This is a genomic window from Cupriavidus sp. LA-1 (assembly GCF_055385985.1).
In genome coordinates this window covers 2,123,794-2,142,415 of sequence record NZ_AP031388.1, presented here as the reverse complement: position 1 = coordinate 2,142,415, position 18,622 = coordinate 2,123,794, and the positions used below count along the sequence as shown (strand labels likewise).

Annotated in this window: 17 protein-coding genes; 12 read left to right on the top strand and 5 right to left on the bottom strand. The window is 68.7% G+C overall.

Annotated elements, in window-relative coordinates; all coding sequences use genetic code 11:
• Positions 1–23 precede the first annotated feature (23 nt).
• From purU to ACZ5MJ_RS28810, 6 genes are all read left to right on the top strand, one after another.
• Complete coding sequence (purU, locus tag ACZ5MJ_RS28835; protein WP_464224359.1) at positions 24–920, top strand: formyltetrahydrofolate deformylase; 897 nt, start codon at positions 24–26, stop codon at positions 918–920.
• A 389-nt stretch (positions 921–1,309) separates the two neighbouring features.
• Positions 1,310–4,144: a xanthine dehydrogenase family protein molybdopterin-binding subunit gene (locus ACZ5MJ_RS28830; protein ID WP_464224358.1), complete on the top strand. Its 2,835-nt coding sequence runs from the start codon at positions 1,310–1,312 to the stop codon at positions 4,142–4,144.
• A complete protein-coding gene (locus tag ACZ5MJ_RS28825) occupies positions 4,141–4,701 on the top strand; it encodes a (2Fe-2S)-binding protein (protein WP_464224357.1) in 561 nt (186 codons plus the stop codon). Before ACZ5MJ_RS28830 ends, ACZ5MJ_RS28825 begins: the two co-directional genes overlap by 4 nt.
• Positions 4,701–5,984: a c-type cytochrome gene (locus ACZ5MJ_RS28820; RefSeq protein WP_464226636.1), complete on the top strand. Its 1,284-nt coding sequence runs from the start codon at positions 4,701–4,703 to the stop codon at positions 5,982–5,984. The genes ACZ5MJ_RS28825 and ACZ5MJ_RS28820 overlap by 1 nt, the downstream gene beginning before the upstream one ends.
• 230 nt (positions 5,985–6,214) lie before the next feature.
• Positions 6,215–7,735 (top strand): aldehyde dehydrogenase, encoded by a 1,521-nt coding sequence (adh, locus tag ACZ5MJ_RS28815; protein ID WP_464224356.1) that lies wholly within the window; start codon positions 6,215–6,217, stop codon positions 7,733–7,735.
• Positions 7,736–7,737: 2 nt separating this feature from the next.
• Positions 7,738–8,139 carry a DUF779 domain-containing protein gene (locus ACZ5MJ_RS28810; protein ID WP_464224355.1) on the top strand — a complete coding sequence of 134 codons (402 nt, stop codon included), beginning with the start codon at positions 7,738–7,740 and terminating at the stop codon, positions 8,137–8,139.
• Between the two features lie 105 nt (positions 8,140–8,244).
• On the opposite strand, the gene ACZ5MJ_RS28805 is transcribed toward ACZ5MJ_RS28810, so the two are convergent.
• Together ACZ5MJ_RS28805 and ACZ5MJ_RS28800 are read right to left on the bottom strand one after the other, a co-directional pair.
• The gene (locus tag ACZ5MJ_RS28805; protein ID WP_464224354.1) at positions 8,245–10,203 is read right to left on the bottom strand and encodes a sigma-54-dependent Fis family transcriptional regulator; all 1,959 of its coding nucleotides are present in this window, start codon (positions 10,201–10,203) and stop codon (positions 8,245–8,247) included.
• Between the two features lie 177 nt (positions 10,204–10,380).
• Positions 10,381–10,623, bottom strand: coding sequence for a hypothetical protein (locus ACZ5MJ_RS28800; RefSeq protein WP_018308883.1), 243 nt, complete (start codon positions 10,621–10,623; stop codon positions 10,381–10,383).
• A 188-nt stretch (positions 10,624–10,811) separates the two neighbouring features.
• Here ACZ5MJ_RS28800 and ACZ5MJ_RS28795 point away from each other — a divergent pair, with 188 nt between their 5' ends.
• Genes ACZ5MJ_RS28795 through ACZ5MJ_RS28785 form a run of 3 tightly spaced genes read left to right on the top strand, consistent with a single transcriptional unit; the run spans position 10,812 to position 15,191 of the window.
• Positions 10,812–11,774: an alpha/beta hydrolase gene (locus ACZ5MJ_RS28795; protein ID WP_464224353.1), complete on the top strand. Its 963-nt coding sequence runs from the start codon at positions 10,812–10,814 to the stop codon at positions 11,772–11,774.
• A 31-nt stretch (positions 11,775–11,805) separates the two neighbouring features.
• The gene (locus ACZ5MJ_RS28790) at positions 11,806–13,908 is read left to right on the top strand and encodes a penicillin-binding protein 1A (RefSeq protein WP_464224351.1); all 2,103 of its coding nucleotides are present in this window, start codon (positions 11,806–11,808) and stop codon (positions 13,906–13,908) included.
• A gap of 29 nt (positions 13,909–13,937) precedes the next feature.
• Entirely contained in the window at positions 13,938–15,191 is a 1,254-nt protein-coding gene (locus ACZ5MJ_RS28785; protein ID WP_464224350.1) for an arsenic transporter, read from the top strand.
• A 9-nt stretch (positions 15,192–15,200) separates the two neighbouring features.
• Here the strand turns inward: ACZ5MJ_RS28785 and ACZ5MJ_RS28780 are convergent, their stop codons facing one another.
• Entirely contained in the window at positions 15,201–15,392 is a 192-nt protein-coding gene (locus ACZ5MJ_RS28780; RefSeq protein ID WP_464224349.1) for an arsenite efflux pump ArsB, read from the bottom strand.
• A gap of 304 nt (positions 15,393–15,696) precedes the next feature.
• On the opposite strand from ACZ5MJ_RS28780, the gene folE reads away from it, so the two are divergent.
• Entirely contained in the window at positions 15,697–16,446 is a 750-nt protein-coding gene (gene folE / locus ACZ5MJ_RS28775; RefSeq protein ID WP_464224348.1) for a GTP cyclohydrolase I, read from the top strand.
• 48 nt (positions 16,447–16,494) lie between these two features.
• Positions 16,495–16,938, top strand: a complete 444-nt coding sequence (locus tag ACZ5MJ_RS28770; protein WP_464224347.1) for a BLUF domain-containing protein — start codon at positions 16,495–16,497, stop codon at positions 16,936–16,938.
• Positions 16,939–16,966: 28 nt separating this feature from the next.
• Here the strand turns inward: ACZ5MJ_RS28770 and ACZ5MJ_RS28765 are convergent, their stop codons facing one another.
• Both ACZ5MJ_RS28765 and ACZ5MJ_RS28760 read right to left on the bottom strand, forming a co-directional pair.
• Positions 16,967–17,221 (bottom strand): hypothetical protein, encoded by a 255-nt coding sequence (locus ACZ5MJ_RS28765; RefSeq protein WP_464224346.1) that lies wholly within the window; start codon positions 17,219–17,221, stop codon positions 16,967–16,969.
• A gap of 144 nt (positions 17,222–17,365) precedes the next feature.
• Positions 17,366–17,530, bottom strand: coding sequence for an FmdB family zinc ribbon protein (locus tag ACZ5MJ_RS28760; RefSeq protein ID WP_010812787.1), 165 nt, complete (start codon positions 17,528–17,530; stop codon positions 17,366–17,368).
• A gap of 431 nt (positions 17,531–17,961) precedes the next feature.
• On the opposite strand from ACZ5MJ_RS28760, the gene ACZ5MJ_RS28755 reads away from it, so the two are divergent.
• A complete protein-coding gene (locus ACZ5MJ_RS28755; RefSeq protein ID WP_464224344.1) occupies positions 17,962–18,609 on the top strand; it encodes a response regulator in 648 nt (215 codons plus the stop codon).
• The last annotated feature ends 13 nt before the right edge of the window (positions 18,610–18,622 follow it).

Sequence of the window (18,622 nt, the reverse complement as noted above, 5' to 3'; positions counted from 1 at the left end):
TGCAACCGGATACCGGAGTGCCCATGCCAGTGGCCCAGACCGAAACCGCCAGCTACATCCTGACGCTGTCCTGCCCCGACCGTCCCGGCATTGTCCATGCCGTTTCTGCCCTGCTGGTGGAAGCCGGCGCCAATATCGTCGATTCCGCACAGTTCGGCGATCGCGACAGCGCGCGGTTTTTCATGCGCGTGCACTTCCAGCGGCCGCTGCCCGCAGGCCAGGACCCCGACGAGGCGCTCGCTGCCCTGCGCAGCACGCTGGCGGGCGTGGCGGCCGCGCATGAGATGGACTGGTCGCTGCACGACGCCGCGCGCAAGCCGCGCGTGATGCTGATGGTGTCAAAGATCGGCCACTGCCTGAACGACCTGCTGTTCCGCCACCGCACCGGCCAGCTGCCCATCGAGATTCCGGCCATCGTCTCCAACCACAAGGACTTCTACCAGCTTGCGGCGAGCTACGACATTCCCTTCCATCACCTGCCCCTGCTCAATGCCACGCCGCAAGGCAAGGCCGCGCAGGAAGCGAGACTGTGGGACCTGGTCTGCGACTACAGTATCGACCTGGTCGTCCTGGCCCGTTACATGCAGGTCTTGTCCGACGACCTGTGCCGCCGCCTGGAAGGCCGCGCCATCAATATCCATCACTCCTTCCTGCCCAGCTTCAAGGGCGCGCGCCCCTACGCCCAAGCCTATGAGCGCGGCGTCAAGCTGATCGGCGCCACCGCGCATTACGTGACCGGCGACCTCGACGAAGGCCCTATCATCGAACAGGAAATCGCGCGCGTGGACCATGCCATGGACCCCGCGCAGCTGACCGCCATCGGACGCGACGTGGAATGCGTGGCGCTGGCGCGGGCGGTGAAATGGCATGCGGAACATCGGGTCCTGCGCAACGGCGGCAGGACGCTGGTGTTCCGGTGAACGGGCAGCCGGTTCCGCCACTTCAGCCGGCTGCCGCCTCCACGGCCTGAAAGAGGACTATTCGCCCCGCCTGATAACCACTATTCACCTCACCGGCTTGAGGTTAACCCTTAGGGACGGCGAGAATCGCGGGTCAGCGCAGCCAGACCGCGCCAGGACCATGACAAGCAATGCCCGCCCCTCGCTCACCCGCGCCGGCAAGGCGTCGGCCCGCGCCTGCCCTCGCGGCCGCAAGCGCCACGCCCTGTGCCGGCACCGGCGCTCCTTGACGTGCCCGGCCCTGTCGCCGATCCTGATCCCATCAGACGTTCCTGCACCTGCGCCAGCCAGGAAGGGGCGCGGGCCGGCTGCCATCAGCGCAATCCTCAAGGAATCCCCAAGGAATCCCCATGCCCAGCTTCAACCCTTCACGGCGCACTTTCCTGAAAGCCAGCGTCGTGGCCGGGGTGTCGGTCTATATCGCACCCATCGGCGGCAAAGCCTTCGCGGCATTGTTCGAAGACAAGCTCCTGACCCCGGTCCAGTGGGACCCCAAGGCAGGCATCCCGAAATTCCGCATCGACGGCATCGCCAAGGTCACCGGCGCCAAGGTGTTCGCGCGCGATATCCGCGCGCGCGACATGCCGCACTGGCCGCAGCAGCAGTCACACGCCTTCATCCTGCGCGCCACGCAGGCCGATCGCGCCTATGAGGGCTTCGACCTCGCCGTGCTGGGCGACGAACTGAAGCCGGACCGCGTGGTCACCGCGGAAGACCTTGCCCGCGACGGCGTGGCCTTCCCCGCCTTCTACGGCGAAGACATGCTGCTGCCCAGGGGCAAGACCCCGGCCTACCTGGGCCACGCGGTGGCAATCCTGATCTATCACGACTTCGCGCGCTTCCGCTTTGCCAAGGACAAGCTCAAGTTCCGCGACGACGTGGTCCGCTTTGGCGCCAGGACGGGTCCGCTCGAGCGCGATCCGTGGGGCACCTTCCGCTTCGTGCGCGTGGGCGGCGCCACGCCGCAGGACGACGACGTGTTCTCCAGCCTGAAGAACGCGCCGGTGTTTCCCAGCATGATGCGCAAGCACCAGCCGGTGTGGCCGGACGGCAAGGACCACGGCCAGCTCGGCGAGCAGGGCATGTACCACGCCGACGCGATCCGCGCGCAGCTGGCCAGGCCGCCCGAGGACTGGCTGGTGCTGGAGCGCGAGTACAACACGCAGTCGATCGATACCGCGGCGCTGGAGCCCGACAACGCCAACTGCTGGTACGACGCCGCCGCGCAGGCACTGCACATGGTGGTGCCAACACAATCCCCGATCGAAGTCGCCGAAAGCGCGGGCGAAATGCTGGCGAAGGCCAAGGGTGCGTTCCCGGTGAAGCAGGTGTTCCTGCACCCGTGCTACACCGTGGGCTACGGCTCCAAGGACCACTACAACGTCCCGTTCTACGGCCTGGTCACGGCGCTCTATGCCGAGGGCAAGCCGGTGCGCCTGGCCAACGACCGCTACGAGCAGTTCCAGACCTCGATCAAGCGCCACGCCTTCAAGATGCGCTACCGCATCGCCGTGGACCGCAAGACCGGGCTGTTCCAGGCCTTCCAGGGCGACCTGGAGGCCAACGGCGGCGGCCGCGCCAACTTCTCGCCCTCGGTGGCGATGGTGGGCGCCACCGCGGCGCAATCGATCTATTACTTCCCGAAGAACGACCTGAGCGCGGTCGCGATCGCCTCGCGCGCCATCGACGCGGGCTCGGCGCGCGGCTACGGCACGCTGCAGAGCATGGCCGCGACCGAGATGATGGTCGACGAGTTCGCCGAACGGCTCAAGCTCGACCCGATCGAGTTCCGGCTGAAGAACGCGCTGCGCTCCGGCATGAAGAACACGCAGGGCGCCATCCCCGCCGGCGCGATCCGTGTCGACGAAGTCCTGGAAGCCGCCAGGGCGCATCCGCTGTGGACCGGCCGTGCGAAGAAGAAGGCCGAGTTCGAAGCCGCCAACCCGGGCCGCCGCTACGGCGTGGGCTTTGCCTGCGTGCAGAAGGACTTCGGCACCGGCGCCGAAGCCTCGTTCGCCAGGGTCGAGATGAAGGCCGACGGCAGCATCGCGCTGCATCACTCCGGCGCCGAGATCGGCACCGGCATGTCGACCTCGCAGGCCGCCGCGGTGGCGCGCTGGCTGGGCAAGCCCGCGGCCGAGGTGCGTACCTCGGTCACCGAGTGGGCCGACCTGCCGATGGTGACTTCCGGCGATCCGTACCTGATGAGCCAGGCCGAGCAGGACCGCCTGTCCGCCAACCCGCGCTGGACGCCGTCGTACGCATCGCCCTCCAGCGCCACCAACTCGGCCTACTACTTCACCCACAGCACGCGCGAAGCCGCGCGCGTGATCTTCATGCACGGCCTGTGGCCGGCGGCGATGGCGATCTGGAGCCAGGGCATCGGCGGCGGCCAGGCGGCCTCGCTGGTGGTGCGCGTGGAAGACGCGCGCTGGGCCGAGGGCAAGCTCGGCGCCGGCGGCCTGCAGGCGCTGCCGCTGGAGCAGCTGGCAGCCAAGGCGCATGAAATGGGCCTGGTCACCGGGGCCACCGTGCACGTATTCAACCGCTGGCAGTGGAGCGAGGCCGATTTCGACATCAACGGCCACGCGGCGCGGCTGCCCATCGACGGCCTGTCGGTGCGCTACGGCGATGGTGCCGACAGCGCGCGCAAGGCACGCATGCGCACCAGCGGCGGCTACGACGTGCTCGACCGCAAGAAGGTCTACATCGCGCCCACGCAGCGCAACAACGCCGCGGTCACGTACTACAGCGCGATCGGCACACTGGTGGAACTGTCGGTGCACGAGGCCAGCGGCAAGGTCGAGGTGCTGTCGCACCATTCCATCATGGAGTGCGGCACGCAGCTGTCGCCGCAACTGGTGTCCGGCCAGCTGCAGGGCGGCGTCGCCATGGGCATCGGCCACGCGCTGCATGAATACCTGCCGCTCTACGAGGACGGCCCCGGCAACGGCACCTGGAACTTCAACCGCTACCACCTGCCGCGCGCCAGCGACGTGGCCGTGTGGTCCCAGAGCGGCACAGTGCTGCCACCCGTCTCTGAAACCGACCCGCCCAAGGGCATCGCCGAGGTGGTGATGATCCCGGTGGTGGGCGCCATCGTCAACGGCATCGCGCATGCCATCGGCCACCGCTTCACCGACCTGCCGGTCACGGCCGAAAAGATCCAGGAGATCCTCGCATGAGCATCGCCACCCAACCCCTTACGCTCAACATCAACGGCAAGGACGTCGGCCCGCTCGACGTGCCCGAAGGCCTGATGATGATCGACTTCCTGCATGAGTACCTGGACCTGACCGGCTCGCGCCTGGGCTGCGGCCAGGGCATCTGCCATGCCTGCGTGGTGATCCACGACAAGGCCGACGGCACCAGCGAGGAAGTGCGCAGCTGCATCACCGGCGCGCACTGGTTCCAGGGCCGCAAGGTGCGCACCGTGGAAGGCCACGGCAAGCGCAACGACAAGGGCGAGGTGGTCGAGCTCACGCCGGTGCAGCAGAAGTTCCTGGAGCATTTCAGCTTCCAGTGCGGCTACTGTACGCCGGGCTTCGTCAACGGCGCGACCATCCTGGTGGAACAGCTCAAGCGCAAGCCGGTGGCCAGGGACCAGGTCGACGAGACCATCACCGCCGCGCTGGATGGCCATATCTGCCGCTGCACGGGCTATGTGCGCTACTACGAGGCGGTCAAGGACGTGATCACCGGCACCCCTGGGTTGGTCAGGGACAGCGGGAGCGCCAAGTGATGCAGCGACCCGCCTTCCTGAGCTTCGCCCGCGTGGCGTTTGCCGCGCTGGCCGCCGCCACGCTGGTGGCCGGCTGCGGCGGCGACACCGAAGCCGTCGCGCCCGCCGCCGACCAGGCCCCCAAGACCCAGCTCCCGCCCGCCGAGCAGATCGCGCGCGGCCGCTACCTGGTGCGCGCGGGCGACTGCGCCGCCTGCCATACCGCGCCGCAGGGCGCGCCGTTTGCCGGCGGCGTGGAACTGGCCTCGCCGTTCGGCAAGTTCTACGGGACCAATATCACGCCCGACAAGAAGCACGGCATCGGCAACTGGAGCGCCGACGACTTCTACACGGCGCTGCATGACGGCAAGACGCCCGACAAGCATCTCTATCCGGCGATGCCGTACACCTCGTACCGCGGCCTGTCGCGCGCGGATACCGACGCCATGTACGCCTACCTGATGCAGGTGAAGCCGGCGGCGGTGCCGAACCGCCCGCACGACCTGCAGTTCCCGTACAACCTGCGCCTTGCGCTGGTGGGCTGGAACCTGCTGTTCCTGGAGAACAAGCTGCCCGATGCCTCCTCCGGCAATTCCGAGTCGTGGCAGCGCGGCCGCTACCTGTCCAACGCGCTCGGCCATTGCGCCGAATGCCATACGCCGCGCGCCGCGTTCGGCCGGCTGGACCTGTCCCGGCCCCTGGCCGGCGCCGCGCTGTCACGCGTGGGCGCGCCCGACATCACCCCCGCCGGCCTGGCCACGCGCGGCTGGACCACGGCCGGCCTGCAGCAGTTCTTTGCCACCGGCATCGCACCGCAGGGCTCGGCCTTCGGCGAGATGTACCCGGTGGTGCATCTGAGCAGCCAGTACCTGAACCAGGGCGACCTGGCGGCGATGAGCACCTACCTGCTCGGTGACAAGGCACCCGCGCCGCAGCCGGTCAAGGCCATCAACGCCGATGCCGCGCAACTGGCACCGGGCCGCCGCCACTACGTGGCGGTCTGCGCCGGCTGCCACGGGCGCGAGGGCGAAGGCAAGCCGCACGTGGCGGTGCCGATGGCCGGCAACTCCACCGTGCGCAACGCCGATGCGCACAACCTGATCGTGTCGATGCTCGACGGCATCGAGGCGCAGCGCTTCCCCGGGACGGAAGCCATGCAGGACATGCCGGGCTTTGCCGCGCGCATGAACGATGAAGAACTGGCGCAGCTGGCCAACTACCTGCGCGCCACCTGGGGCGGCCAGCCGGCCGACGTGACGCCCGCCGCCGTCAAGGCGCTGCGCGCGGCAGGCCCCGGGCACTGAGGCCCTGTCCCGGGTGTTCCATTCTGGAACACCCGCTGTCACGCACTGGCACAGCCGTGCCGGCGCGTGACACATCCCACCCGTTCCCAGCGCACGCACCCCCGGTTTTCCCCGCGTTTTCCCCGTTTTTTGCTCCGGCCCCGCCCCGGCACAGCTCTTGCGATCTGCCTGCCGTGCGCGCGGCTTCCACGCCGTGACGACACCACACAGATCACTGAACGGAGCGAGACATGAACATGGCGGAAATCGCCCAGCTGGGCGTCAGCAACCCCTACAAGCAGCAGTACGAAAACTATATCGGCGGCGCCTGGGTGCCGCCGGCCGGCGGCGAGTACTTCGAATCGATCACGCCGATCACCGGCCAGCCGTTCACGCGCGTGCCGCGCTCGGGCCAGCAGGATGTCGATGCCGCGCTGGACGCCGCGCACGCCGCCAAGGCCGCATGGGCGCACACCTCCACCACCGAGCGCGCCAATATCCTGAACCGCATCGCCGACCGCATCGAAGCCAACCTGAAGCTGCTGGCCGTGGCCGAGAGCATCGACAACGGCAAGCCGGTGCGCGAGACCACCGCCGCCGACCTGCCGCTGGCGGTCGACCACTTCCGCTACTTTGCCGGCTGCATCCGTTCGCAGGAAGGCGGCATCTCCGAGATCGACGCCGACACCATCGCCTACCACTTCCATGAGCCGCTGGGCGTGGTCGGCCAGATCATCCCGTGGAACTTCCCGCTGCTGATGGCTACGTGGAAGCTGGCCCCGGCACTGGCCGCCGGCAACTGCGTGGTGCTCAAGCCCGCGGAACAGACGCCCGCGTCGATCCTGGTGCTGATGGAAGTCATCGGCGACCTGCTGCCGCCGGGCGTGGTCAACGTGATCAATGGCTTCGGCCTGGAAGCCGGCAAGCCGCTGGCATCGAGCCCGCGCATCAGCAAGGTGGCCTTCACCGGCGAGACCACCACCGGCCGCCTGATCATGCAGTACGCGTCGCAGAACCTGATCCCGGTGACGCTGGAGCTGGGCGGCAAGTCGCCCAACATCTTCTTCGAAGACGTGCTGGCCGCCGACGACGCCTTCTTCGACAAGGCGCTGGAAGGCTTTGCCATGTTCGCGCTGAACCAGGGCGAGGTCTGCACCTGCCCGTCGCGCGCGCTGATCCAGGAATCGATCTACGACCGCTTCATGGAGCGCGCACTCAAGCGCGTGGCCGCGATCCGCCAGGGCCATCCGCTCGACACCGGCACCATGATCGGCGCGCAGGCATCCGCCGAACAGCTGGAGAAGATCCTGTCCTACATCGACCTGGGACGCAAGGAAGGCGCGCAGTGCCTCACCGGCGGCGAGCGCAACGTGCTGGACGGCGACCTGGCGGGCGGCTACTACGTCAAGCCAACGGTATTCGCCGGCCACAACAAGATGCGCATCTTCCAGGAAGAGATCTTCGGGCCGGTAGTATCGGTGACCACCTTCAGGGATGAAGAAGAGGCCCTGGCCATCGCCAACGACACGCTCTACGGGCTCGGTGCCGGCGTCTGGACCCGTGACGGCGCGCGCGCCTTCCGCATGGGCCGCGGCATCCAGGCGGGGCGTGTGTGGACCAACTGCTACCACGCCTACCCCGCGCATGCCGCATTCGGGGGCTACAAGCAGTCGGGCATCGGCCGCGAGAACCATCGCATGATGCTCGACCACTACCAGCAGACCAAGAACCTCCTGGTGAGCTATAGCCCCAACGCACTCGGGTTCTTCTGACCATGGCGGGCTTGACGTCCGCTCCTGCCACGGCGCCGGTCGCGCGCGTCGTGGCAACCCCGGCGGCGCTCGCGCTGATCGCGGAGCTGGCCGCGCAGCATGGGCCGCTGATGTTCCACCAGTCCGGCGGCTGCTGCGACGGCAGCGCGCCGATGTGCTATCCCGCCGGCGAACTGCTGGTGGGAGCGGCCGATGTCTGCCTGGGCGAGATCGGCGGCGCGGCGTTCTACATGACGCGCGCGCAGTTCGAGTACTGGCAGCACACGCGGCTGGTGATCGATGTGGTGCCGGGCGCGGGCGGGATGTTTTCGCTGGAGGGACGGACGGGGAAGCGGTTCCTGACCCGGTCGGAGTTGTTCAGCGATGAGGAGGCTGCGTGGCTGGCGGCGCAGCCGGGGTTGTGAGGGGCGCGATGATAGCTTGCTGATGTCGGTGCTTGCTTGCCGAAGGCGTGCTCCCCTCTCCCGCAAACGGGAGAGGGGAGCAAACAAGCGGGACGGGATGACGTCTCAGCGTTCCAACTCTTGCTCGTCGCCCTCCAACCCTTCCTTCAACCGCCGATAGATCGTATTGCGCGACACCCCCAGCTCACGCGCCACGTGGCTGACGTTGCCGCCGTGCCGGGCGAGCGCCTGGCGGATGAGGCCAGCTTCCCAGTCGCGCATGCGGCTGGCCTGTGACGACGCTGGCGCTGCTGCTTCGGGCGCAGCACCACTGCGCTCTGCCATATTGCCGCACTCCTGCTCAAACCCTTCCGGCAGGTGTTCCACGCCGATCTCGATCTCCCCCTCCGCCAGGATCGCTGCCGTGTGCAGCACGTTGGCAAGCTGACGGATATTGCCCGGCCACGGATGCCGGCGCAGCAGCGCCAGCACTTGGGCATCGACGTGCAGCGGCGACTGCACGCCGGCTTCATCGCATTGCCGCCGCAGGATGCGGTCGACCAGCACGGGCAGGTCGCTGCGCTCGCATAGCGGGGGCAGTGTCACCGCCAGCGCATTGATGCGGTAATACAGGTCCTCGCGGAAGGTGCCTTCGGCAATCATCGCGCGCAGGTCGCGGTGGGTGGCGCAGACCACGCGCACATCGACCGGCACCGCGCGCGCACTGCCCAGCGGGGTCACGGTGCGCTCCTGCAGCACCCGCATCAGGCGCACCTGCTGTGCCAGCGGCATGTCGCCGATCTCATCCAGGAACAGCGTGCCGCCGTGCGCCTGCACGACCTTGCCTGCGCAGCCGCGGCGGCGCGCGCCAGTGAAGGCGCCTTCTTCATAGCCGAACAGCTCGGCCTCGATCAGGGATTCGGGGATCGCCGCGCAGTTGACCGCGACGAAGGGCCCGTTGCCGCGCGGCGAGGCTGCATGGACGGCGCGTGCCAGCCACTCCTTGCCGGTACCGGTGCGGCCCTGGACCAGGATGGTGACATCGCGCCCGCTGACCTTGCGCACGCGGCGCAGCACCGCGGCCACGGTGGCGTCGCCGGTATCGAGTGCGGCCAGCGCCGGCGGCAGCGGGTCTTCCGCGCTCGGCTGGCGCACGGCCATCGGCGCGGCCAGGAAATCGATACGGGCAAACACCTGCACCCGGCTGGGCAGCGTCAGCACCTGGAGCGAGCCGGCCGCGGTGGCGCGCGCCTGCATCGCCACGCGCACCGGCTGGCTGAACAGTTCGGCAAAGCCGGCCGCCGCCAGCGCATGCGGCGCCAGCCCAAGCTGGAACAGCCCGCTGCGGTTGGCGGCGAGGAAGGCGCCGTCGGGGGAGAACGCCGCCATGCCTTCGAACAGCGTGCCGACAAACTCGGGCCGCGCATGGAAGCGCACCAGCACCGCGTCCGGGAAGTGGTTGGCGAACAGGTGGTTTTCAATCATCTGCGCCGACATCCGCACCAGTGCCATGGTGTGCCGGTGGAAGCCGCGATGATCGCCGCTGACATCCAGCGCGCCGAGGATCGCGCCGGTGGGCCCGGTGATCGGCGCGCACGAGCAGGTCAGCTGATGGTTGGATTCAAGGAAATGCTCGCTGGCGTGGACCAGCGTGGGACGGGCCTCGGCCAGCGCGGTGCCGATGGCATTGGTGCCCTTGCTCGGCTCTGACCACGACACCCCTGGCGCCAGTGCCACGCGCCGCGCCCGCGCCACGAAATCGCCGTCGCCCAGGCTGTGCAGGATCACGCCGCTGCGGTCGGTCAGCAGTACCATGCTGTCGGTATTGGCGATCTGCGCATGCAGGGTCTCCATCACCGGCAGCGCATGGCGGTACAGGTCGCGGCTGGCGTCGACCAGCTCCCCCAGCGCGCGCGGGCTCACGGCGTCGAAGCCGGGTGCATGGCGCGCATCCAGGCCGAAGCCGGCCGAGCGCGCATGGGCACGCGCGATCAGGTCGGCACGGTCCGTCTCAGTCGGATCGGCCGGAGCGGCAGCCTGGCGGGTGAAATCGGAAAGCGCAGCGGGTTCGGCGGCACGATGCATGACGGCGGGTCTCCTGTATGGGCCGGCGGTGCGCATGGCGGCCGCTGCCCTGCCGTCCCGGGGGCGGCTGCCGGATGCAGTGCGCATCAGGTGCGGCGGCAGGCGGGCGGCTGTTGTCCGCCAACCTTATCACAGGCTTGCGGCCCTGTAGCGCCCCCTGCGCCGTGCCCGGCCGCCTCAGCGTTTCTCGTCGAGCAGGTCGTTCAGGATCTCGTCGAAGGTGGCCTGGGCGTCCTCCAGCGCCTGCAGCGCCGCATCGAAGGTCTGCAGCGCCAGCTTCGACGGCTTGCCGCTGCCCTGCGGCGGATAATGGGTCTGCAAGGCGGTAAAGGCCACCTGTACCTGCCGCGTGGCCGCAACCACGCGCTCCATTGCCTGCGCCTCTTCGGCGCGGTACTGCTCGTGCTTCTGCTCGCTCATGCCAGTCGGCTCCGTATGGCGCGTCGTCTCGGTGGGGTGCGCGCGCCTGAATGAGGCATATCGTACAAGAACTGCGCCGGCTGGCTTGCACTGCGGCCGCGCCCCCGGCAAAAATGAGGTAGGCTGCGCGGCTGGGCGGCAAGGCCGGCGCGCACGCGCCACCCCTGGCCGCGGCCCCGGGAATTGCCATGCCACTGAACACCCGCCGCGCGCTGGCAGCCGCGCTGATGACCGCCAGCGGCTTTGCCTGCTACTGGACCTACCTGACCCTCAACCAGGATCGCCTGCTGTTCGACGCGCGCCGGCGCCCGCCGCGCGACCTGCCCGACGGCATCATCGGCTATTCGCACCGGATCCCCGGCGGCGTGGTGCGCGGCTATATCTATCCCGCCTCCGGCGACACCGTGCGCGACCTGCTGTTCTACCTGCCGGGCCGCGGCGAAGATGTGCTCGAAACGCTGCAGTTCGCGCGCTGGCTGCCTGCCGGCATGGCCTTTGCCACTTACGATTACCGCGGCCTCGGCCACTCCGACGGCCGCCCGTCCGAAGGCGCCGCCGTGGCGGATGCCAGCCAGTTCCTGCTGCATGTGCGGCGTGTCTTTCCCGGCACCCGCGTCCATGTGGTGGGACGCAGCCTGGGCACCGGCGTGGCGATCCAGCTGGCTGACCTGCAGGATTTCGAGAGCCTGCAGCTGATCACGCCCTACGATTCGCTGCTCGAGCTGGTGCGCAAGCGCTTTCCGCTGGTGCCGCTGCGCCAGTTGATGCGCCATCACTTCGATTCGATCTCGCATTGCAAGAAGGTGGTGCAAAGCACCAAGGTGCTGCTGGCCGAAACCGACGAAGTGGTGCCCCATGAATGCTCCGAACGCCTCATGGCGGCTTGGCCCGGCCCGGTGGCGCTGCAGACCGTGCCAGGCACCGATCACTTCACCATCATCGAACGCGAGCAAACCTGGCTGTCGCTGTGCGAATTCGCCCGCCAGCCCAGCCAGGCCAGGCTGCGCATGGCTGCGGCCCGGTCCGAGCCGGCAACGGCCCAGCCAGACCCGTCGACGATCGTACCGACTGCCCCGCCGGCCGCGCCCGGCACCCGGCCCGTCGACCATGACGACCTCGGCAATCCGCTGCCGCTGGCGGCCAACCGCTGATCCGCGCGGACACAGCGGGTAAAATGCGCGCATGAAAAAATTTGCAGTCAAGGCAGGCGGCGCCCTGCTGGCGCTGGCTGCGGCCGGTGCCTTGCTTGCAGGCTTTGCCGCCGTGGTCAGCCTGCGGCAGCTTCCCCCGGTCGATGCCCTGCGGGACTACCGGCCCGACGTGCCGCTGCGGATCTACACCAGCGACAACGTCCAGATCGGCGAGTTCGGCAGCGAGCACCGCGAGTTCATCCCCTTCGAGCAGATTCCGCGGCGCATGGTCCAGGCGCTGCTCGCGGCCGAGGATGACCAGTTCTACCAGCACGAGGGCGTCGACATCCCGGGCGTGTTCCGCGCCGCGCTGGCCAACCTGGGCCAGGGCTACGCGCAGGGCGCCTCCACCATCACCATGCAGGTGGCGCGCAACTTCTACCTGTCGCGCGAGAAGACGCTGGCGCGCAAGTGGTATGAAATGCTGCTGGCCTGGCGCATCGACCAGTCCCTGTCGAAGGACCGCATCCTCGAGCTGTACATGAACCAGGTCTACCTGGGCGAGCATGCCTATGGTTTCGGCAGCGCCGCGCATGCGTACTTCGGCAAGCCGCTGGCGTCGCTGTCGCTGGCCGAGACCGCGATGCTGGCGGGCCTGCCCAAGGCGCCGTCGAGCATGAACCCGGTGGTCAACTTCCCGCGCGCCAAGCGCCGCCAGGAATATGTGCTGGGCCGCATGCTGGCGCTGGGCATGATCAGCCAGGACGACTACCGCGAAGCCCGCGCCGCGCACCTGGCGCTCACCGACGACAATCCCGGCAGCTTTGCCGGGCATGCCGAGTATGTGGCCGAACTGGCGCGCCAGCTGGCGCGCGAGCGCTTTGGCGACGAGGCCTATACGCGCGGCCTGAAGGTCTACACCACGGTGTCGTCGGTGCGCCAGACCCTGGCCTACGATTCCGTGCACGGCGGGCTGGAGGGCTACGCGCGCCGCCACCGCAAGTTCGTCAAGGACTTGTCGCAGGGGCCGCAGGCCGCGCTGGTGTCGCTGGACAGCGCCACCGGGGCGATCGAGGCGATGGTGGGCGGCACCGGCTTTGCCGCCGGCCGCTTCAACCATGCCACCCAGGCGCAGCGCCAGCCGGGCTCGACCTTCAAGCCCTTTGTCTATGCCGCGGCGCTGGAACGCGGCGTATCGCCCGGCACGCTGATCAACGACGCGCCGCTGGCCAATGGTTCGCGCTGGCAGCCGTCCAACGACGACGGGCGCTTTGTCGGCCCCATCACCGTGCGCCAGGCGCTGGCCGAATCGCGCAACCTGCCCGCGATCCGCACGCTGCAGGCGATCGGCATCCCCTACACGGTGGAATTCGCCAGCCGCTTCGGCTTCGCCCCCAGGCGGCTGCCGCGCTACCTGCCGCTGGCGCTGGGCACCGGCACCACCTCGCCGCTGCGGCTGGCCGCGGCCTATGGCGTGTTTGCCAACGGCGGCCATCGCGTTGAACCCTATTTGATCGCACGCATCACCGACAGCGAGGGCAAGGTGCTCTTCTCCGCCGACACTGGGGCCGGGGACCGCGCCACGCCGGCGCCCGTGATCAGCGCACGCAATGCCTTTGTCATGGACAGCCTGCTGCGCAGCGTGGTCGACGACGGCACCGGCGCCGGCGTGCGCCGCTACCTGCGCCGCGACGACGTGGCCGGCAAGACCGGCACCACCAACGATTCGGTCGACGGCTGGTTCGCCGGCTACGCCGGCGGCGTGGTCACGGTGGCGTGGATGGGCTACGACGACAACCGCAGCCTGGGCGAACATGAATTCGGCGCCACCACCGCATTGCCGGTGTGGGCCGCCTACATGGAAGGACGCCTCGCGGGCGTGCCGGTGCCCGACACCGCGGCGCCCGCCGGGGTGGTGCGCGTGGGCGACGACTGGATGTACGCGGAGTATGCCGACGGCAGCCACGGCATCGCGTCGATCGGCTTCCCGCCACCGGCACCAGCCGTGCCGCCGGACGTGGATCCGATCGCCAGCAACCTTGGCGCGGCCGCGGCGCCGGCTGCCCCCGCGCCGACGCCCGTCACCAGCGCGGCAACCGGCCTGCCGGCGCCCGGCGCCGCCACGCCGGCAGTCCCCGCCGGCGCCAGCCTGTAGACTTCCGGGTTTCCACTGCCCCGATCCCGATGTCCAGCCACAGCCCGCTGCTGATCTGGTCGGTCGCCGCGCTGACCACCGCCGGCGTCCTGTTCCGCCCGTTCCGCCTGCCTGAAGCGTTCTGGGCCGCCGGCGGTGCGCTGCTGCTGTGCGCCACCGGCCTGCTGGCGCTGCCCGATGCGCTCGCGGCAGTGATGCGCGGCTTCGACGTGTACCTGTTCCTGGCCGGCATGATGCTGATCTCCGAACTGGCCCGCAAGACCGGGCTGTTCGACCATGTTGCCGCGCTGGCCGTGCGCCAGGCGCGCGGCTCGGCGCTGCGGCTGTTGCTGCTGGTGTACGGCTTCGGCACGCTGGTGACGGCGTTCATGTCCAACGACGCCACCGCCGTGGTGCTGACGCCCGCGGTGCTGGCCGCCACCCGCGCCGCGCGGGTCCGGCATCCGCTGCCCTACCTGTACGCGTGCGCCTTTATCGCCAATGCGGCCAGCTTCGTGCTGCCGATCTCCAACCCGGCCAACCTCGTGATCTTCGGCGAACGCATGCCGCCGCTGGCGGGCTGGCTGGCGAGCTTCGCGCTGCCGTCGCTGGTGGCGGTGCTGGCCACGCTGGCGGCGCTGTGGTGGACCCAGCGCGCGGCGCTGGCCGAGCCCATCGAGCACGACGTGCCGGTGCCGCCGCTGTCGCCGCAGGCGTGGCTCACGGCGCTGGGCATCGTGCTGACCGGACTGGTCCTGCTGGTGGCCTCGCTGCGCGGCGACGCGCTGGGCTGGCCGACCTGCGCGGCGGGCGTGGCCACCCTGCTGCTGGTTTGCGCCACCCGGCGCGAGCTGCTGGTGCCGGCCTTGCGCGAAGTCTCATGGGGGGTACTGCCAATGGTTGCAGGGCTGTTCGTGCTGGTGGCGGCGCTGGAGCAGACCGCGGTGATCCGCCACCTGGCCGATGCCGTCGAAGCGGCGTCGCGCGACGGCGGCGCGCTGGCCCTGCTGGGCGTGGGCGCGGTGGTGGCACTGGCGGGCAATATCGCCAACAACCTGCCGGCCGGCCTGATCGCGGCCTCGGCGCTGGCGGCCGGGCATGCGTCGCATGCCGTGACCGGCGCGGTGCTGATCGGCATCGACCTGGGCCCCAACCTGTCGGTCACAGGCTCGCTGGCCACGTTGCTGTGGCTCACGGCACTGCGGCGCGAAGGCCATATGGTCAGCGCCGGCCAGTTCCTGCGCGTGGGGGCCGTGGTCATGCCGGCAGCGATGCTGCCGGCGCTGGCGCTGCTGCTGCTTTAAACGGCTGCCTCAGCCGGTGGCGGCGTCATTGGCCGCGGGTCTGTTGGCGGCCGGCACCAGCGGCCGGCGCAGGCCGGTCGCGCCATGGCGCACCGCGCTGGCGTGGTGTTCGACCACCCCCGTTTCCACCGGCGTGGCCGGCAGCGGCACTGTCACCACATGGAGCAGCATCAGGCTGCTGCACGGAAAGGCAATCGGCATGATTAGGTGGATCCCGACAAAAGTCAGGCCGCGCATCCCAGCGGCCGGGTACCAGGCGGCCTTCATAGGACCGCCCGGGCACATAACGTTGTGCAGACATTATGTTCGCTTGTCGGCGTTGTGCGGCGCGGGCTTGAGCGATGTCATGAACTATTCACGGAGCGGCGCGCGGGTGTGGCGTAATCGACCCACGGCGTTGCACTTTCCCATATCCCGCGCGGGTTGTGAGGCCACGGCATCTGCCATATAGTGAATCCGGCACACCCGCTGCGCAGACATCCACGCCATCCCACCACGCATGACCATGACCAGCAAGGACGCGGCGCACCGCGCGAAGGACAGCAACGACGGCGACGCTGCCGGCCACTCCCACGCCCACGGCGTCTCGGCCCGCATCCGCGCACGGCTGGAGTCCGCGCGGGAGCGCTTCCATGCCAACGACAATATCTCGCGCTACATCGAGCCCGGCGAGATGGAGCAACTGCAGGCCGAAGTGCAGGCGCGCCTGGAAGACGTGCTGCGCGCACTGGTGATCGACGTCGACAACGACCACAACACCCAGGAAACCGCGCGCCGCGTCGCCAAGATGTACCTGAAGGAAATCTTCGCCGGCCGCTACGCCAAGGCGCCTCCGGTGACCGAGTTTCCCAACGTCGGCCAGCTCAATGAGCTGATGATCGTGGGCCCGCTGCGCGTGCGCAGTGCCTGCTCGCATCACCTGTGCCCGATCATCGGCAAGCTGTGGGTGGGGGTGATGCCGAACCAGCATTCCAACCTGATCGGTCTGTCCAAGTATGCGCGCCTGGCCGAATGGATCATGTGCCGCCCGCAGATCCAGGAAGAGGCCGTGGCGCAGGTGGCCGACCTGCTGCAGGAGAAGATGAATCCCGACGGCCTCGCCATCGTGATGGAAGCCGAGCACTTCTGCATGCACTGGCGCGGCGTGCGCGACACCGACGCCAAGATGACCAACAGCGTCATGCGCGGCTCGTTCCTGAAGGACGACAGTCTGCGCCGCGAATTCCTCACGCTGCTGAACCACAACCGCGGCTAGGCCGCTTGCCCGAGCCTCGCCCAGCCGCAATCACCGAGCGCCACACCCATGCTAGTCCGCCTGCTCTATGCCAGCCGTGCCCGCCAGGCCATCGACGCCGCCCTGCTCGACGCCATCCTGGCCGCCAGCCTGGAACGCAATCCGCGCCACGGCATCACCGGCGTGCTGTGCCACGGCAACGGCATCTTCCTGCAGGCGCTGGAAGGCGACCGGGAGGACGTGTCGCAGCTGTTCCAGTCGATTGCACGCGACCCGCGCCACCACGACGTGACGCTGCTGCATTTCGAGGAAACCTGCACGCGCGACTTTGCCGGCTGGGCGATGGGCCAGGTCAATGCGGCACGCATCAATACCGCCACGCTGCTCAAGTTTTCCGCGCGCGCCGAGCTCGATCCGTTCCGGACCTGCGGCGCGGCCTCGCTGGCACTGCTCAAGGAGCTGATCGCCGGCGCGTCGGTGGTGTCGCGCACCGGCGAACGCGGACGGCACTGAGCCGCGCCGCGCTGCTCTTACCGGATCACTACGCCGTCACCTGGCCAAACAGGCCGCACTCCAGGTCGCTCTCGAACTCCTCCATCCAGACCGACCCGGGGCCGGCGTCGTAGACGCTGGTCTTGTCCGTGCCGACCCGGCGCACGCTGACGCGCCGGGTGCCCGCGCCGTTGCTCTCATCGGTGATCTCGAACATCTCGGCCGCCAGCCCCACATGCCTGCACGCCTGCAGGGCCTGTTGCTGCTCGTCGGCGGGAAATTCGGTGAACGGTCTCGTTGCCATGGCATCCTCCGTCAAGGTTGAGATCGCCGCTTGCGCGCAGCGCGGACGCGCGTGGCACGGAATGCGCCACGCATGAAGCAGGCCGTGCCCCGGCGCTGGGCCGGCGGCACGTCCACACCCTCCTGGGACGTTGTTATCTGAAACTCAGCTCTTGCGCTGGGTCACTGCCACGAACGGAGCCGGTGCGTGCTGGACGGACTGGCTGCCGCAGTTCGGGCAGTTTGGATGGGCAGAGGCATGTTCCGCGAGATGCTCGGTTTTCTCGAACATATGGCCGCACTTCTCGCAGCGGTATTGATAGACAGGCATGGCATTCCCCCACGCGGTGCACACGCCGCGGGGCGCGTGTCAGCTTTTATTCTAGGACAGCGGCCCGCGCCTCGAAGCGTGAAAGTTTGGCCCAGCCGGGACCATTGCATGGCGATGTCGCCGCGGGCTCACATTCCCTTGTGCTCCTCGCGCCTTGCGCCGCGCATTGACATCGCTCAAACGCCTTGTCGCCGAACAGGCGCCGTCGTGGTGCGCAAACCCGGGTCAAGCCCCGAGGCGTAGCGCCGTTCTTCATGGCACGTCATCCATATTCCCGATCGGCCGTGTCCACGCGCGCCCGCGCAAGTTCCCTGAACTAGCGGAATTACGATTCAACGGGGCGCGCAATCTGGCCAGAATGCGGGATTTGTGATGACGCAATCGCCCGGCGCAACCGACAGGTCCGGTTGCCCCCTCATCCGGAGATAGCCATGTACGACGGAATCCTGCGTGTGGCCCTGGCGGACGACCACCCGCTGGTCGTGGCCGCGTTGCGCGACTGCCTTCAGCGCAACGCCAGCGTCCAGATCAGTTGCGAATGCCGCAACGGCACCGAGTTGCTGGGCGCGCTGGATCAGCACCCCGCCGATATCGCCATCACCGATTTCTGCATGGGCCACGGCGATGCCTCGCCGGACGGCTTCAACCTGCTGAGCCGCCTGGCGCGGCGCCATCCGCTGACGCGCGTGGTGGTCATCAGCGCCCAGTCCAACCCCGCCATCATCCGTCGCGCCATGAAGCTTGGCGTGCGCGCCTTCGTCAGCAAGGAAGACCCGCTCGAGGAAGTGGTGCGCGCCTGCGCCCATGTCGCGTTCAGCAAGACCTGCTTCTGCTCGCCCGCGGTACACGCCGTGCTCCGGCAGGCGGCCATCGCGGGCGCGCCCGCAAAGGAGTTGACACAACGCGAACTGGAGGTCGTCCGGCTCTATGCGCAGGGCGCGCAGTTGACCGACATCGCCGGCAAGCTGGGCCGTTCGGTCAGCACCATCTCCAGCCAGAAAACCGTGGCCATGCGCAAGCTGGGCGTGCAGACCAATACCGGCCTGATCCGCTACGCCTATGAGAACGGCCTGATCTGACGCGGCCGGATCC